Genomic DNA, 16,045 nt, shown 5'->3' with positions numbered 1-16,045 from the left:
TGTGCGACTCACAGATCGCCCATCACCCGCCCGGCGAAACCAAACACCCGACGATGCCCGGCGAGGTCCACCAGCTCAACCTCCCGCGCCTGGCCCGGTTCGAACCGCACGGCAGTGCCGGCCGGGATGTTCAGGCGCATGCCGCGGCTGGCGGCGCGATCGAAGGTGAGGGCGTCGTTGGTTTCGAAAAAATGGAAATGCGAGCCGACCTGAATCGGCCGGTCGCCGCTGTTGGCGACGCTGAGGGTGATCGTGCGGCGCCCGACATTGAGCTCGATGTCACCGGGCTGGATCTGGTATTCACCAGGAATCATGCGCTCTTCCTCGACAGTAACTTGTAGTAAATGGCGGTGGCGTTGTACTCGCCGTCAGGGTTGCAGGCGTAGTCCGGCAGTTGGCCGCACAGCTCGTAACCCAGCGCGCGGTAAAAATCTTCGGCAGGCGAACCGGCCAGGGTGTCCAGATACAGCAGTCCGCGTTTCTGCTGTGCAGCGGCCTGTTCGACCGCCTGCATCAATTGCGTGGCCAGGCCGCGACGGCGGGCGTGGTGCAGCACCAGCAGCTTTTGCACCTCGGCGCGGTTCAGGCCGTTGGCCTTCTGGCACAGCGCCAATTGCACGGTCGCCAGCACCTGCTCGTCCTGCACCACGACCCACATCAGCACCTTGCCCTGCTCGACCTCGGTCTTGATGCTCTCCCACCAGCTATACGCCTCGTCGGCGCTCAGATCGGCCATGAAACCGATGGACGCGCCCCGGTGCACAGCGTCCAGCAACAACGCCACCAGACCGTGGCGGTAATGCGCAAAGCTTTCACCGGTGACACGTCGCAACTGAGCAGCATTCATGACTTGGCTTCCTTCAAAGAGAGAAATCAGGGCATAGGGTTGGCTATCGGATTATGGGTTCGAACCCTGCGACGGCGCCTGAGACGGCGGGGCCTTGGCCCCCGGCGACAGGTCCAGCTGCATGAAGGTCAGGTCCAGCCAGCGGCCGAATTTGGTGCCGACTTGCGGCATCTGGCCGGTGGTGATGAAGCCTTGCCGTTCGTGCAGGTGAATCGAGGCGGCATTTCCGCTTTCGATGGCCGCGACCATCATGTGTTTGTCGCAAGCCTTGGCGCGTTCGATCAGCGCTTTCATTAACAAGGGACCAAGGCCGGTGCCGCGCTGGTCGGCGCGCACATAGACCGAATGTTCGACGGTGTGACGGAAGCCTTCGAAGGGCCGCCAGTCGCCGAACGAGGAATAGCCCAGCACATGACCGGCGTTATCGACGACCACGAGAATCGGGTAGGCCTGGGTCTGGCGCGCGGCAAACCACGCTTCGCGATTGGCCAGGTCCACCGGCTGTTCGTTCCAGATCGCCGTGGTGTTGAGGACGGCGTCGTTGTAGATGTCCAGCACGGCAGGCATGTCAGTCAGCAGCGCGTCACGAATCGTATACGTCATGTTCGTTTTCACTTGTTCAAAAAGGGGTGTTTCAGGCAATCGGTTGGTGCACGGTCACCAGCTTGGTGCCGTCCGGGAACGTGGCCTCGACCTGGATTTCCGGGATCATTTCCGGGATGCCTTCCATCACTTGTTCCCGGGTGAGCAGGGTGGTGCCGTAGTGCATGAGTTCCGCAACGGTCTGGCCATCGCGCGCGCCTTCCAGCAGCGCGGCGGAGATGAAGGCCATGGCTTCCGGGTAGTTGAGCTTCAAGCCCCGGGCCAGTCGCCGCTCGGCCACCAGGCCTGCGGTGAAGATCAGCATCTTGTCTTTTTCGCGTGGCGTCAGGTCCATGTGTTTTTCCGTTTCAAAAAGCCAAATAAGTTGTGACCGCCACAAATCCTGTAGGAGTGAGCTTGCTCGCGATAGCGGTTTGTCAGACACATATCCTTTTCTGACAAACCGCTATCGCGAGCAAGCTCACTCCCACAGAGATGTGTGAATCCGCAAAATCAGGTACTCCAGATTCTCGGCGCGACAGCCTCTCTGCCCAGCAGCGCAGGCCGCAGCACTTTCCACAATTCAATCAACCACGCACGCGCATGCAGCGCTTCATCGGCCAGGCAGCGCGCGACGATCAGCCCTGGCAACTGACTCACATCCCCGCGCACCGGCGACTGTTCAGCCAGCTCGCGGCAACGTTCCATCAGTGCCGCGTCAATCTCTCCCGTCACGATCAGCGTCGCGAACACCGGTTTGCCGCACAGGCCCACCGGCGAATCCAGCAGCCCGTCATTCCCCGTGATGCGCTGGCGCTCATGCCACAGCAGTTTGCCGTCGCGACGAATGTCCAGATGCGCCTGAAAATGCCCCTGATCGAAACGCTCGCCACTGGCCGGACGCCCCAGTGCCACGACGTCCCAGTAGAACAGCCGTGCATCACCTTCCAGCTCAACGCGCGTGGTTAATTCGGCCTTGGCCTCGCTGAAGACAATCGTCTCCTGCGGCAGCCATTCCAGCGTAGCGCCCGCCGCGACCTTCAACTCAAGCTGTTGATAAGCGGGGCCAGCTGCGCGATACCACTTGGCGGCGCCGGGGCTGGTCAACTGTGCCCAGGCATGGGGACCCACGCTGGCGTTGATGTCCAGCCGATCCCCGCCCGCAATCCCGCCCGGTGGGTGAACGATAATGTGCTGACAGACTTCCGGGCCTTCGGGGTACAGGTGCTTTTGCACCCGCAACGGACCTTTGTGGCGGCGTTGGGTCGGGCGCGTGGTGTCGTCGAAGCGCCCATAGCCCAGCTCCAGCTCGGCGTGCCAGCTGGGAGTGAACAGGGCGGTGTGGGCGGGCAGGTTCATAGTGTTCGGTGTCTTTCTTTGAAGGCGTCTACCTTAGCCGATCGGTGCATCAAATGGTGACCAGACCACGTACGCCTTCGGCCTCCATGTTTTCGCCGCGACCTTGCTGAACGATCTCGCCACGGGACATGACGATGTACTGATCCGCCAGCTCCGCAGCGAAGTCGTAGAACTGCTCGACCAGCAGAATCGCCATGTCGCCACGGGCGGCGAGTTTCTTGATCACCGCACCGATTTCCTTGATCACCGAGGGCTGAATGCCTTCGGTGGGCTCGTCCAGAATCAGCAGGCGAGGGCGGCTTGCCAGGGCGCGGCCGATGGCCAGTTGTTGCTGTTGCCCGCCGGACAGGTCGCCGCCACGGCGATGCTTCATTTGCAGCAGCACGGGGAACAGCTCGTAGATGAAGGCGGGCACTTCCTTGGCCTCGGAGCCGGGGAAACGGGACAGGCCCATCAGCAGGTTTTCTTCCACTGTCAGACGCCCGAAAATCTCACGGCCCTGGGGCACGTAAGCGATGCCGGAATGCACGCGTTGGTGCGGCTTGAAGCCGGTGATCGGCTTGCCTTCCCACTGCACCACGCCTTCTTTGGCGGGCAGCAGGCCCATCAGGACTTTTAGCAGGGTGGTCTTGCCCACGCCGTTACGGCCCAACAGGCACGTGACTTCGCCGATCTTCACGTCAAAAGACAGGCCGCGCAGGATGTGGCTGCCGCCGTAGAACTGATGAAGCTTTTCAATCTGGAGCATGGCGTCATTTCCCAAATATTTAGGCAGGACCTGTAGGAGTGAGCTTGCTCGCGATAGCAGAGTGTCAGGCGATGAGATGCCGACTTCAGAATCGCAATCGCGAGCAAGCTCACTCCTACAGGGTCGGCGTTATCTGCCGAGGTAAACCTCAATCACCCGCTCATCCGCCTGCACTTCTTCCAGCGACCCCTCCGCCAGCACACTCCCTTGGTGCAGCACGGTGACGTGGTCGGCGATGGTGCCGACGAAGCCCATGTCGTGCTCGACCACCATCAGCGAGTGCTTGCCCGCGAGGCTCTTGAACAGTTCGGCGGTGAATTCGGTTTCGGCGTCGGTCATCCCCGCCACCGGCTCGTCGAGTAGCAGTAGCTGCGGGTCCTGAACCAGCAACATGCCGATCTCCAGAAACTGCTTCTGCCCGTGGGACAGCAAACCCGCAGGCCGCGCCATCGATGACGTCAGGCGAATGGTCTCCAGCACTTCGCTGATGCGATCGCGCTGCTCGCCGTTGAGCTTCGCCCGCAGGCTGGCCCAGACCGATTTGTCGGTCTTCTGCGCCAGCTCCAGGTTCTCGAACACGCTCAACGCTTCGAACACGGTGGGCTTCTGGAATTTGCGCCCGATCCCGGCCTGAGCGATCTGCACTTCGCTCATCTTGGTCAAGTCCAGCGTCTCGCCGAACCAGGCGGTGCCGTGGCTGGGACGGGTCTTGCCGGTGATCACGTCCATCAGCGTGGTCTTGCCCGCGCCGTTGGGGCCGATGATGCAACGCAGCTCGCCCACGCCGATGTACAGATTCAGATCGTTCAGCGCCTTGAAACCGTCGAAGCTGACGCTGATGCTTTCCAGCGTGAGAATGGTGCCGTGTCGGGTATTGAGCCCTTTGCCGGCGATTTGGCCCAAGCCGATGGCGTCGCGGCTGGTGCCTGCGTCGCTGTTCGGGTCCAGCACGGGATCGAATGCGGGAGTCGGCGTGCTTTTCATTGTTCGCCCCTTTTTTTCATCAGGCCAATCACGCCTTTGGGCAGGTACAGCGTCACCACGATGAACAGCGCGCCGAGGAAGAACAGCCAGTATTCCGGGAAGGCCACGGTGAACCAGCTCTTCATGCCGTTGACCAGACCGGCACCCAGCAGCGGGCCGATCAGCGTGCCACGACCGCCCAACGCGACCCACACGGCGGCCTCGATAGAGTTGGTCGGCGACATTTCGCTGGGGTTGATGATGCCCACTTGCGGCACGTACAGCGCGCCCGCCAAGCCACACAAAACAGCGCTCAGCACCCAGACGAACAGCTTGAAACCGCGCGGGTCGTAGCCACAGAACATCAGGCGGTTTTCGGCATCACGCACGGCGGTCAGCACCCGGCCGAACTTGCTGCGCGCCAGACGCCAGCCCACGAACAGGCTGCCAACCAGCAAGGTCACGGTGAGCAAAAACAGCACCGCCCGTGTGCCTTGAGACGTGATGCTGAAGCCCAGAATGCTGCGGAAGTTGGTGAAGCCGTTGTTCCCACCGAAGCCGGTTTCGTTGCGAAAGAACAGCAGCATCCCGGCGAACGTCAGGGCCTGGGTCATGATCGAGAAATACACGCCCTTGATCCGTGAACGGAAGGCGAAAAAGCCGAACACCAGCGCCAACAGACCCGGCGCCAAGACCACCAGACACATCGCCCAGAGGAAGTGCTGCGTGCCGACCCAGTACCACGGCAGCTCGGTCCACGACAGGAAAGTCATGAACGCGGGCAGGCTGTCGCCCGAGGCTTCGCGCATCAGGTACATGCCCATCGCGTAACCGCCCAGCGCGAAGAACAGGCCATGGCCCAGGGACAACAGGCCCGCGTAACCCCAGACCAGATCCAGCGCCAACGCGACGATGGCGTAACAGAGGATCTTGCCCACCAGCGTCAGGGTGTAGGCCGACACTTGCAGGCTGTTGCTTTCGGGCAGCAGCGAGAGCAACGGCAGGGCGATCAGCAGGGCGAGGATGACCACGCCCACTGCGAGCGTGACTTTGGTGCCAGCGCGTTGCGCGGCGGTAACCATCAATGGCTGGTTCATCAGTCGATCACCCGTCCTTTGAGCGCGAACAGCCCTTGCGGACGTTTCTGGATAAACAGAATGATCAGCGCCAGGATCAGAATCTTGCCCAGCACTGCGCCGATTTGCGGTTCGAGAATCTTGTTGGCGATGCCCAGACCGAAGGCCGCCGTGACACTGCCGGCCAATTGCCCGACGCCGCCGAGCACCACCACCAGGAATGAGTCGATGATGTAGCTCTGCCCCAGGTCAGGGCCGACGTTGCCGATCTGGCTCAGCGCCACGCCGCCCAGCCCGGCAATGCCGGAGCCGAGCCCGAAGGCCATCATGTCGATGCGCCCGGTGGGCACGCCGCAGCAAGCGGCCATGTTGCGGTTCTGGGTCACGGCACGCACGTTCAGGCCCAGGCGGGTCTTGTTCAGCAGCAGCCAGGTCAGCACCACCACGAACAGCGCGAAGCCAATGATGATGATCCGGTTGTACGGCAGCACTAGGTTTGGCAGCACTTGGATGCCACCAGACAGCCATTCAGGGTTGGCCACTTCGACGTTCTGCGCGCCGAACACCACGCGGATCAGCTGGATCAGCATCAGGCTGATGCCCCAGGTCGCGAGCAGGGTTTCCAGCGGGCGACCGTAGAGGTGGCGAATCACGGTGCGCTCCAGCGCCATGCCGATGCAGGCGGTGACGAAGAACGCCACCGGCAGCGCCACAAGCGGATACAACTCGATGGCGCCGGGTGCGTAGCGCTGGAACATGATCTGCACAACGTACGTCGCGTAGGCGCCGAGCATCAGCATCTCGCCGTGGGCCATGTTGATCACGCCCAACAGGCCGAAGGTGATCGCCAGCCCCAGTGCCGCCAGCAGCAGGATCGACCCCAGTGAAATACCGCTGAACACCTGGCCGATCACTTCGCCGATCATCAGCTTGCGTTTGACTTGCGCCAGGCTGGTTTCGGCGGCAAGGCGCACGGTAGGGTCGGTTTCGACGTTGGGTTCAAGCAGGTTTTCAAGGCGGGTACGGGCCAGCGGATCGCCGGTTTCACCCAGCAGACGCACAGCGGCGAGGCGCACCGTCGGGCTGGTGTCGACCAATTGCAAGTTGGCCAGCGCCAGGCTCAGGGCCGCGTGAACGGTGTCGTCTTTCTCGCTGGCAACTTGCTGCATCAGCAGTTGCAGTTGCGCAGGGCGGGCGCTTTTCTGCAGGGTCAGCGCGGCGGCCAGACGCAATTTGGCGTCGGCGGCGAGTAATTGGTGACTGGCCAGCGCTGTTTCCACCAGACCGCGCAAACGGTTGTTCAGGCTGATGGCCTGGGGCTCGTCAGGATTGGGTGCGTCGGCTGAGGCCGGAGCATTCGGGTCTACGGCGGTGTAGGTGTCGCCGTTCTGGATGAAGGCGCGGTTGCTGCTGTCGGCGGCCACCCGGCCTTCCTGCAGGGCAACCAGCAATTCGACGCGCGCCGGATCGGGCTTGGCGGCCCAGGCTTCCAGCAATTCAGCGCGTTCGGAGGATTCGGCCGCGACAAAGTCACCGGCATCGCTGGCATGGGCTGCAAAGGGCAGCAACAGGCTCAGGGCGAGAATGAGGCGGTAGAGAGATCTGGGCATATCGTTTGGCCTTGGTGTCGGCGTACAGCAGAGAAACCGCGTTGAGGCATTTCGCGAATGAATTCGCTCCCACAGAAGATCGCGATCAACTGTAGGCCTTCGCTTGCTCGCGATCGCGGTTTGTCTGTGGCCTTTGCGCCGTCCGACACACCGCCATCGCGAGCAAGCTCACTCCTACAGGGACGGTCTTTTCTGGCCATCCCCTGAGCCTGCTTAGTTACTCTTCACCGCATAATCAGGCTTCTTGTCGTTGCCCGGAATGAACGGACTCCAAGGCTGAGCACGGATCGGCTCCTTGGTTTTCCAGACCACGTTGAACTGACCGTCGGCCTTGATCTCGCCGATCATCACTGGCTTGTGCAGGTGGTGGTTGGTCTTGTCCATGGTCAGGGTGAAGCCCGACGGCGCGGCGAATGTCTGGCCGGCCATGGCTTCGCGGACTTTATCCACATCGGTGGACTTGGCTTTCTCGACCGCCTGCGCCCACATGTGGATGCCCACGTAGGTGGCTTCCATCGGGTCGTTGGTCACGGCCTTGTCGGCGTTCGGCAGGTTGTGCGCCTTGGCGTAGGCTTTCCAGTCCGCGACGAACTTGGTGTTGACCGGGTTCTTCACCGACTCGAAGTAGTTCCAGGCGGCCAGGTTGCCCACCAGCGGTTTGGTGTCGACGCCACGCAGTTCTTCTTCGCCCACCGAGAACGCTACGACCGGTACGTCCGTAGCCTTCAGGCCCTGGTTGCCCAGTTCCTTGTAGAACGGCACGTTGGAGTCGCCGTTGACGGTGGAGATCACAGCAGTCTTGCCGCCAGCGGAGAATTTCTTGATGTTGGCCACGATGGTTTGGTAATCGCTGTGACCGAACGGGGTGTAGACCTCTTCGATGTCGCTGTCCTTCACGCCTTTGGAGTGCAGGAACGAACGCAGAATCTTGTTGGTGGTGCGTGGGTAAACGTAGTCGGTCCCCAGCAGGAAGAAACGCTTGGCCGCGCCGCCGTCTTCGCTCATCAGGTACTCGACCGCAGGAATCGCCTGCTGGTTAGGTGCAGCGCCGGTGTAGAACACGTTCGGCGACATCTCTTCGCCTTCGTATTGCACCGGGTAGAACAGCAGGCCGTTCAGCTCTTCGAAGACCGGCAACACCGATTTACGCGACACCGAGGTCCAGCAACCGAACACCACGGACACTTTGTCCTGGGTGATCAATTGACGCGCCTTTTCAGCGAACAGCGGCCAGTTGGACGCAGGGTCAACAACCACGGCTTCCAGCTTCTTGCCGTTCACGCCGCCCTTGGCGTTGATTTCGTCGATGGTCATCAGCGCCATGTCTTTGAGCGACGTTTCGGAGATGGCCATGGTCCCGGACAAAGAATGAAGAATGCCGACCTTGATGGTGTCAGCGGCCTGGGCGGTCCAGGTCAAACCCATAGCGGCGATCGATGCGGACAAGGTGAACGCTTTAAGCAAACTACGACGCTTCATTGGCTAGCTCCATTCTTTGATTTTTTTAGGAAAGGCTGTTGGCGGTGCAGAGGTTGTGTCTGCTTAGGCTTTAGCAAAGGCTGGGCCAACGCCGAAAACGTCGCAGAATCGAATGAAAGCGTCGCGAGCGGGGGAGGGGGCGCACCATTGTGGGATGGCGCGTGAGCCGTGGTGCAGTAGGTGCGCTGATGTGGTGCGAAAAACTGACGTGCCCGACAGGTTTTACGCGAAATGTGTCGCGCGCGGAATCTGTAGGAGCCGGCTCGCTGGCGATAGCGGTGGGTCAGTCAATACCTTCGTAGACGTCAAACCGCATTCGCCAGCAAGCCGGCTCCTACAGTGGAAATAGACGATGCACAGGAAAGGAAAAAGAAGACGGGGCCTGAAACCGGAAATGAGGAGGAATTCATCACTAAACCACCCAAAAAAGGTTCCAGGCCCCGCAGGACGCAATCTAAGCTGTTGTCGCCGATTTGGCAAAGCGCGAAAGGGCTATCCGATCGAGTAACCATATTGCCACCATGGAAATCCCGACGAGCGGAAAGGCAACACCCAGCGCAATCATCACCACTGTCGCCATTTTCCAGCGCGGCAAGTCATGACGCAGCGGCGGAACACCCCAGCCGTTTTGCGGCCGACGTTTCCACCAGATCACAATCCCGCTCACCGAACTGAGCAGCACCATCAGGCAGATGAACAGGATGATCAGCTGATTGATCCAGCCGAACATCTTGCCTTCGTGCAGCATCACGCCCAACTCGGTGGCTCGCGACACCACGCTGTAATCGGCGTAGCGGACGTCCGCCAGCACCTTGCCGCTGTACTGATCGACATGCAGTGTGGCGTCGTTGTGAGGATCGTCTGCAAACACCGACACTGTGAACACACCGTCGGCGGTTTTGGGTGACGTGATGCTGTAGCCAGGTTCGATCTTCCGCTCCTTGGCGATGTCCACGACCCGTTGCAACGTGATCTTGGGCGCGGCAGGTGCGCTGGACATGGCGCTGTGATTCATGTGCGCCGCGTGATCGCCGGACGACACCGGCATGGGTGTGTTTTCCAGCGCCCACGGCACGGTCTGCACGGCGGCCGTGTTCAGGTCGCCCGCCTGTTTATCGGACTTCGGCACGTCATTCCACATCGCCGCAGGAAACGTGTTCCAGACATCGGCGTAGACCTTGCCCCACATCCCCGTCCACGTCATGCCGCTCAAGAGCATGAACAGCAACGCCACCGAACCCCAAAAGCCGGTCACCGCATGCAGGTCGCGCCACAGCACTCGGCCTTTGGCGCTGATCCGCGGCCACAGCACGCCTGCCGATGAACGCCCTCGCGGCCACCACAGATAAAGGCCGGACACCACTAGCACGATGCCCCAACCCGCTGCGAGCTCGACAAGACGATCGCCGACCGTGCCAATCATCAGTTCGCCGTGCAGCTCGCGGGCCATCGCTTGCAGGTTGCTCTTCGCATCCTGGGTGCCGAGGATCTGGCCGTTATAGGGATCGATAAACAGGTTCACGTCGCGGCCGTCTTGTTTCACCACGAACTGCGCGCTGCTCTCCGCGTTCACAGGCGGCAGGTATTTGCTGATCAACACGTTGGGGTAGGCCGCGAGCACACGCTGTTGCTGCTCGTCGGCGCTCAGCAGGTGATGGGCCGGTTTGACCGTCAGCAGGTCGCTGTACATCAACGAGTCCAGCTGCGGTTTGAACAGATAAACCATCCCGGTCAGCGACAGCAGGATCATGAACGGCGCTACGAACAGCCCGGCATAAAAATGCCAGCGCCACGCCAGGTTGTAGAAAGACACGTTGGGTCTGGACACGGTAAAACGCTCCCGTCAGGGATAAGCACGGCGCAGCCCGCTGACGGCGGCATGGCCGTCAGCGGGTCCGAATGTTCTGAATGATCAAGCGACGGAAGCGAAGGGCGGAGCGCGACTGCGTGCGTTGGGGAAGACATGCCGCTGAGCGTGCCCCTGTTGCGGGGTCGCGTTGTAGAAGTCGGCAGGTTTCGGCGGTACAGGCGCAATGACCGCCAACGTCTGGGTCAGTGCGGGGCAACTGAACAGCAGGGTGCAATAGCCGCACTTGGCCCAGATCACATGATCCACGCCTGCCAGGTCAGCCGTCTTTGCGTGGTGTCCGCTGTGATCGGCAGACGACATGTCCATCGGCATGGGCATGTCCATGTCGGCGGTCATCGGGCCGGACATCGCCATGCCCGCGTGATGCTCCATCGGCATCGACTGCGAGATCAGCGGGCCGACGAAAATCATCAGCATCGCGAACAGGCTCAGCCACGCACCCGATATTTTGCGGGGTGCGTGAGCGTGACGACTGCGGATCGCGGACAAGCGGCTCAAGGGCGTTAAGCTTCGATGATCAGGGGCGATTAATGGGCATGGGCAGGCGCCGAATCGTCAGGCGCGTCCTTTTGCACCACCACCTCGACCGCCAGGTCTCCGGCCTTTTCGAAGTGAAGGGTCAACGGGAAGCGCTGGCCAGTCGTCAGCTTCGAGCGGTCCTTCAGGTCCAGCAGCATGACGTGGTAGGCCATTGGGGCGAAGGTCACCGTGCCACCTGCCGGAATGTCTACCGACTCGACCTGCTGCATCTTCATCAGGCCGTCCTGATGCACATGCTGGTGCAATTGAGCCGTGCCCGCGATGGGGCTGTCGACGCTGACCAGGCGATCGGCGTCCGAACCGCCATTTTTGATCACAAAGTAGGCGGCAACGGTGGGCGAGTTCGGTGGCAGCTCCATTGACCACGGGTGAGCGATGGACAGTGGGCCTTTTTCATATTCGTGAGCATCCACCACGCAGGTGGACAGCAGCAACGCTGCCAGCAGCAGAACTTTTTTCAACATGGGGCAGGCCTCTTCAGGTCATTCAGATACGCGATGTAAAGCGTGAACGAACGATCAGACGCGCGGAGAGGCCCGGGGATTGAGGTTGGGCCATAACACCCGAGGTGGCGCGTGGAACACCAGAATGGCATCCGGCAGGCGGACAGGCTGGACGAACACGATGAAACCTGGCTGATTGTCGGCCGGAATCGCCACCATCGACAGAACGCCGGAGCAGCACGGGCAATGCTCCATCAGGGCGTGGTCATTACGCTCCGGGCTGCTTTGATCGGCAGACGAAATGACTGTCGCCACCAAGCGCATGCCGCTGCCGGTACAGAAACTGCCCCATACCACCCGCTCGCCTTGCGTACGCGGCATCGTCGGCGTCATGGGCATCGCCAACATGCCGAACAGCAGCGCAAAGCACGCAACCCAGGCAAAGGCCCGGCGCCGCTTGAGGCTGATGAGGGTACGTTCTTGTTTTTTCATGTCGGCCATTTAGCCTGAATGGGCGCGAGATGTAAAAAGTGTGGGTGCGGCGATGTGTCGCGGGGCGCGATCAATGAACTGGAACAGCCGTCACCTGAATGTCTACCTTTAGCCAAACCCGCATGGCGCTGAAAATGGCCGCCAGATTGTCCATGCTGGGATTGCCGTGTGCTGACAGCATTCGATGCAGGCTTTTGCTGGGTTTATCTGTCTCTCGCGATAACGTTTCAAATCCAATGGTTGCATTAATCAGGTCTCGAAGAATGATACGAGCAACCTCTGGCTCGCCATTGAGAAACACAGTGGCAGCCTCATCCAGCAACCCCTGCGCAAACGCGGGATCATTTTGTATTCGCTCGGTGATCGTATGTTTGTAGCTGCGGGTAAGTGCCATCAGGCGCCTCGCTCATGTCTTTGCTTCTTCTGGGCTTTGTAGTCGGCGATCAGCGTTCTGGCCCGCTTGATGTCTGCTGTCTGGCCTGATTTGGTGCCGCCACCAAACAGGATGATCAACTTTCCGCCTTCTTGAACCAGATAGATCCGGTACCCCGGTCCCCAGTTGATTCGGTACTCCCCCAAACCGTCGAACCACTTGATATTCGAGGTGTTACCGGACTCCATCCTTGCCAGCGCCGTGCTGACTTTCCAAGCCGCTGCGGCCGGTAAGGTGGTAAACCATGTGTTGAAGGGGCTTTTCTGATCTTCGGTTAAATATTCTTGAACGGTGATCATTGGAGGGTGATGGTAACTCTAGCGTTACCATTGATGCCATCAGTTGTTGAGACGTGCATTGTCCCCCTGACGAGGCGGTGGAGTGCGTTACATATTTATGGGTACGCCAAAAGCTCGCCTAGCGCCTGCGATAGCGTTCTCACGTCAAAAAACTCCCGATCAACCTCCGCCAACTTCGGCCGTTTCAGCACCAACACTGGCACCCCACGCTCCCGCGCCACTTCCAGCTTGGGCTCTGTCGCGCTGCTCCCGCTGTTCTTGCTGATCAGCACATCGATCTGGCGACGCTCGAACAACTCTCGCTCGTCCTCAAGGTGAAACGGCCCGCGCGCACCGATGACTTCGCAGCAAGCGTTGCCAGGGCAGACGTCGAGGGCGCGGAGGGTCCAGAACTGGTGGTCGGGGATTTCGTGCAGGTGTTGCAGCGGCTCGCGACCCAGCGTGAAGAGTGGGCGCTTGAAGGGGGCCAGTGCCGTGATGAGTTCTGCCCAGTCCGAGACCTCTCGCCAATTGTCGTCGGGGCTGGCCTGCCAGGCGGGGCGACGCAAGCCCCAGCAGGGAATGCCTGTCAAGGTGGCGGCAGTGGCGGCGTTCCGACTGATCTGCGCGGCGTAAGGATGGGTCGCATCGAGGATCAGACCAATCCCTTCATCGCGTACGAATTGCGCCAGGCCTTCCGCGCCGCCGTAACCGCCGACCCGCACTTGGCATTGCAAGTCGCTTGGCACGCGGCCCACGCCCGCAAGGCTATAGATGTGGTGCGGCCCCAGCATTCGGGCGATGGCCAATGCTTCCGTCACGCCGCCCAGCAGCAGGATGCGCGTCACGTGAAGGCCCCCGCGTGACCTACGATGCCACCTTGCCGATCAATGGCAAACACCTCGACCTGCACCTGCGAAGGCACCACGCTGCGGGCGAAATCCAGCGCGTGCTGACACACCGCATCCCCCAATGTCACACCGACTGCCGACGCCATGGCCAGCGCCTGTTGGCTGGTGTTGGCTTCGCGAATCCGCTGCTGCAATTGGGCGTCAGCGCCGACGTCGGCGGCCCATTGCGCCAGTTGGTCCAGATTGATGCTGGAGTGGCGGCTGTGCAGGTCCATGTGTCCGGCGGCGAGCTTGCTGATCTTGCCGAAGCCGCCGCACAGGCTGAGTTTATCCACAGGGACCTTGCGCAGATGCTTGAGGACAGCGCCGACGAAATCGCCCATCTCGATCAGTGCGATGTCGGGCAGGTCATAGACCCGGCGCATGGTGTCTTCGCTGGCGTTGCCGGTGCAGGCGGCGATGTGTTGGTAGCCGTTGGTCTTGGCGACGTCGATGCCTTGATGAATCGACGCGATGTAGGCCGCGCAGGAAAACGGCCGGACGATGCCGCTGGTGCCGAGAATCGACAGCCCGCCCAGAATGCCCAGGCGCGGGTTCATGGTTTTGAGCGCCAGCTCGCTGCCCTTTTCCACGCAGACCGTGACTTCGAAGCCACCGGCATAACTCAGGTCAGCCGCCAACTGAGTCAGGTGCTCGGTCATCATGCGCCGGGGCACGGGGTTGATGGCCGGCTCGCCGACGCCCAGCACCAGGCCTGGGCGGGTCACGGTGCCGACGCCGGGGCCTGCGACGAATCTCACACCGGGTTCGGACATCAGCCGCACCTGCGAGTACAACAACGCACCGTGGGTGACGTCGGGGTCATCACCCGCGTCCTTGATCGTGCCCGCTTCCGCGCCACCTTCGATGGCCCGGCAAAACTCCAGCCGCATCTGCACCTGCTTGCCCTTGGGCAGCGTGATGTCGATGGCGTCGTTCACCTCACCCGCCAACAGCAATCGCGCCGCCGCGAGGGAGGTCGCCGTGGCGCAGCTGCCGGTGGTCAGGCCGCTGCGCAGAGGGGCGGGTTGCTCGGCGGTTTCGTCGCGCATCAGGGCTTGATCGCTTCGAGCAGGGTGATGGGCAGTGCCTGACGCCACGTGTCGAATTTGCCCAGCGGCTTCGAGTGCGCGATGTGAATGCGCGTCAGTTCGCCGCCATGCCGTTCACGCCAGTTCACCAGCATCGCTTCGCTTTGCAGCGTGACGGCGTTGGCGATCAAACGGCCACCTGAACGCAATTGCTCCCAGCAGCCGTCCAGCACGCCGGTTCGTGTCACGCCGCCGCCAATGAAAATCGCGTCGGGGCGTTCCAGCCCTTCAAGCGCGTCGGGCGCGCGGCCGCGCACCAATTGCAGACCGGGAACCCCAAGCGCGTCGCGGTTGAATTCGATCAGTTGATGGCGATCTTCATTGGACTCAATGGCGATGGCGCGGCAGGTGGGATGGGCGCGCATCCACTCAATGCCGATGGAGCCGCACCCAGCGCCGACGTCCCACAGCAGCTCGCCAGGCACAGGCGCCAGACGGGCGAGGGTAATCGCGCGCACATCGCGCTTGGTCAACTGGCCGTCGTGACGAAACGCGTCATCGGGGAGTCCGCCGAGGGGCGACAGTCGCAGGGTATTCGGCGCGGCGCGGCAGTCGATGGCCACCAGATTCAGGGGCGCGATGTCTGGGTCCGACCAGTCCTGAGCGGTGCCGTCCACACGGCGTTCCGCCGGGCCGCCCAAGTGTTCGAGGACGGTCATGTGGCTGGGCCCGAAACCCCGCTCGCGCAGCAAGGCCGCCATCGCGGCGGGGCTGTGTCCGTCATTGCTCAGCACCAGCAGGCGCAAACCGTGATGCAGTTGCGCGTTCAATGCCGCCAAGGGGCGAGCGACCACCGACAGTGTCACCACATCCTGCAACGCCCAGCCCAAGCGGGCGGCAGCCAGCGAGTAGGAGGAAGGGGCGGGGATCACGCGCATCTGCTCGACAGGCACCTGGCGTGTCAGGCTGACGCCGACGCCAAACAGCATCGGGTCGCCGCTGGCAATCACACAGACCGGCTCACCGCGCTGCTCCAGCACGGGCTGCAGGGAAAACGGACTCGGCCACTGACGGCGTTCGGCCTGGATACACGGCGGCAACAGGTCCAGCTGGCGCGAGCTGCCGAACACCTGACGCGCCTGCAATAGCGCATGCCGCGCATTCTTGCCCAGCCCCTTGTAGCCGTCCTCACCGATTCCCACGACTGTCAGCCACGGCGACATGTATTGCCCTCAGACCCAATGCTTGCGACAGACCGATTTGAAAGGCCTGTGGATAAAGGTGGGCATGATACCGCGCTGGCAGGGCCTCGTCGTCCATGGGCCTGTCGCAAAGATGAGCGCAATCCTCTGTGGGAGCGAATTCATTCGCGAGACGTCTTCATGGGCGAAAAAGATGTATCGA

At 61.6% G+C, this 16,045-nt stretch carries 19 protein-coding genes; all 19 read right to left on the bottom strand.

From position 1 onward, the window contains the following. Positions 1-8: 8 nt before the first annotated feature. Positions 9-314, bottom strand: a complete 306-nt coding sequence (locus tag AAEO81_RS27600; protein WP_081563916.1) for an urease subunit beta — start codon at positions 312-314, stop codon at positions 9-11. Next, positions 311-847, bottom strand: a complete 537-nt coding sequence (locus AAEO81_RS27595; protein WP_341960256.1) for a GNAT family N-acetyltransferase — start codon at positions 845-847, stop codon at positions 311-313. The genes AAEO81_RS27600 and AAEO81_RS27595 overlap by 4 nt, the downstream gene beginning before the upstream one ends. Before the next feature lie 51 nt (positions 848-898). Then, positions 899-1,450, bottom strand: a complete 552-nt coding sequence (locus AAEO81_RS27590) for an N-acetyltransferase family protein (protein WP_341960254.1) — start codon at positions 1,448-1,450, stop codon at positions 899-901. A 31-nt stretch (positions 1,451-1,481) separates the two neighbouring features. Beyond that, complete coding sequence (locus AAEO81_RS27585; RefSeq protein ID WP_081563993.1) at positions 1,482-1,784, bottom strand: urease subunit gamma; 303 nt, start codon at positions 1,782-1,784, stop codon at positions 1,482-1,484. 158 nt (positions 1,785-1,942) lie between these two features. Continuing rightward, positions 1,943-2,788 carry an urease accessory protein UreD gene (locus AAEO81_RS27580; RefSeq protein WP_341960250.1) on the bottom strand — a complete coding sequence of 282 codons (846 nt, stop codon included), beginning with the start codon at positions 2,786-2,788 and terminating at the stop codon, positions 1,943-1,945. Positions 2,789-2,837: 49 nt separating this feature from the next. Then, complete coding sequence (gene urtE, locus AAEO81_RS27575) at positions 2,838-3,536, bottom strand: urea ABC transporter ATP-binding subunit UrtE (protein ID WP_341960248.1); 699 nt, start codon at positions 3,534-3,536, stop codon at positions 2,838-2,840. Between the two features lie 129 nt (positions 3,537-3,665). Further along, a complete protein-coding gene (urtD, locus tag AAEO81_RS27570; protein WP_341960246.1) occupies positions 3,666-4,520 on the bottom strand; it encodes an urea ABC transporter ATP-binding protein UrtD in 855 nt (284 codons plus the stop codon). Then, on the bottom strand, positions 4,517-5,596 hold the full coding sequence (gene urtC / locus AAEO81_RS27565) for an urea ABC transporter permease subunit UrtC (RefSeq protein ID WP_341960244.1): 1,080 nt from the start codon (positions 5,594-5,596) through the stop codon (positions 4,517-4,519). Before urtC ends, urtD begins: the two co-directional genes overlap by 4 nt. Beyond that, entirely contained in the window at positions 5,596-7,185 is a 1,590-nt protein-coding gene (gene urtB, locus AAEO81_RS27560; protein ID WP_341960242.1) for an urea ABC transporter permease subunit UrtB, read from the bottom strand. Before urtB ends, urtC begins: the two co-directional genes overlap by 1 nt. Before the next feature lie 213 nt (positions 7,186-7,398). Next, a complete protein-coding gene (gene urtA / locus AAEO81_RS27555; protein ID WP_166595959.1) occupies positions 7,399-8,664 on the bottom strand; it encodes an urea ABC transporter substrate-binding protein in 1,266 nt (421 codons plus the stop codon). A gap of 454 nt (positions 8,665-9,118) precedes the next feature. Further along, positions 9,119-10,492, bottom strand: coding sequence for a PepSY domain-containing protein (locus AAEO81_RS27550; protein WP_341960240.1), 1,374 nt, complete (start codon positions 10,490-10,492; stop codon positions 9,119-9,121). Between the two features lie 84 nt (positions 10,493-10,576). Then, a complete protein-coding gene (locus AAEO81_RS27545; protein WP_341964636.1) occupies positions 10,577-10,981 on the bottom strand; it encodes a DUF2946 domain-containing protein in 405 nt (134 codons plus the stop codon). A gap of 80 nt (positions 10,982-11,061) precedes the next feature. After that, complete coding sequence (locus tag AAEO81_RS27540) at positions 11,062-11,538, bottom strand: copper chaperone PCu(A)C (protein WP_341960239.1); 477 nt, start codon at positions 11,536-11,538, stop codon at positions 11,062-11,064. Positions 11,539-11,592: 54 nt separating this feature from the next. Continuing rightward, positions 11,593-12,009: a DUF2946 domain-containing protein gene (locus AAEO81_RS27535; protein ID WP_341960235.1), complete on the bottom strand. Its 417-nt coding sequence runs from the start codon at positions 12,007-12,009 to the stop codon at positions 11,593-11,595. A 70-nt stretch (positions 12,010-12,079) separates the two neighbouring features. Next, a complete protein-coding gene (locus AAEO81_RS27530; RefSeq protein WP_341960233.1) occupies positions 12,080-12,403 on the bottom strand; it encodes a transcriptional regulator in 324 nt (107 codons plus the stop codon). After that, positions 12,403-12,741, bottom strand: a complete 339-nt coding sequence (locus tag AAEO81_RS27525; protein WP_341960231.1) for a type II toxin-antitoxin system RelE/ParE family toxin — start codon at positions 12,739-12,741, stop codon at positions 12,403-12,405. Before AAEO81_RS27525 ends, AAEO81_RS27530 begins: the two co-directional genes overlap by 1 nt. 95 nt (positions 12,742-12,836) lie before the next feature. Then, positions 12,837-13,568, bottom strand: a complete 732-nt coding sequence (locus tag AAEO81_RS27520; protein ID WP_341960229.1) for a cobalt-precorrin-6A reductase — start codon at positions 13,566-13,568, stop codon at positions 12,837-12,839. Further along, positions 13,565-14,662: a cobalt-precorrin-5B (C(1))-methyltransferase gene (locus AAEO81_RS27515; RefSeq protein WP_341960228.1), complete on the bottom strand. Its 1,098-nt coding sequence runs from the start codon at positions 14,660-14,662 to the stop codon at positions 13,565-13,567. Before AAEO81_RS27515 ends, AAEO81_RS27520 begins: the two co-directional genes overlap by 4 nt. Next, complete coding sequence (gene cbiE, locus AAEO81_RS27510) at positions 14,662-15,864, bottom strand: precorrin-6y C5,15-methyltransferase (decarboxylating) subunit CbiE (protein WP_341960227.1); 1,203 nt, start codon at positions 15,862-15,864, stop codon at positions 14,662-14,664. Before cbiE ends, AAEO81_RS27515 begins: the two co-directional genes overlap by 1 nt. Between the last annotated feature and the right edge of the window lie 181 nt (positions 15,865-16,045).

It is taken from the genome of Pseudomonas sp. RC10, from assembly GCF_038397775.1.
Classification (GTDB): Bacteria; Pseudomonadota; Gammaproteobacteria; order Pseudomonadales; family Pseudomonadaceae; genus Aquipseudomonas; species Aquipseudomonas bambusae.
Note: the sequence above shows the minus strand (reverse complement) of the source record. Positions and strands in the feature narration are given on the sequence as shown.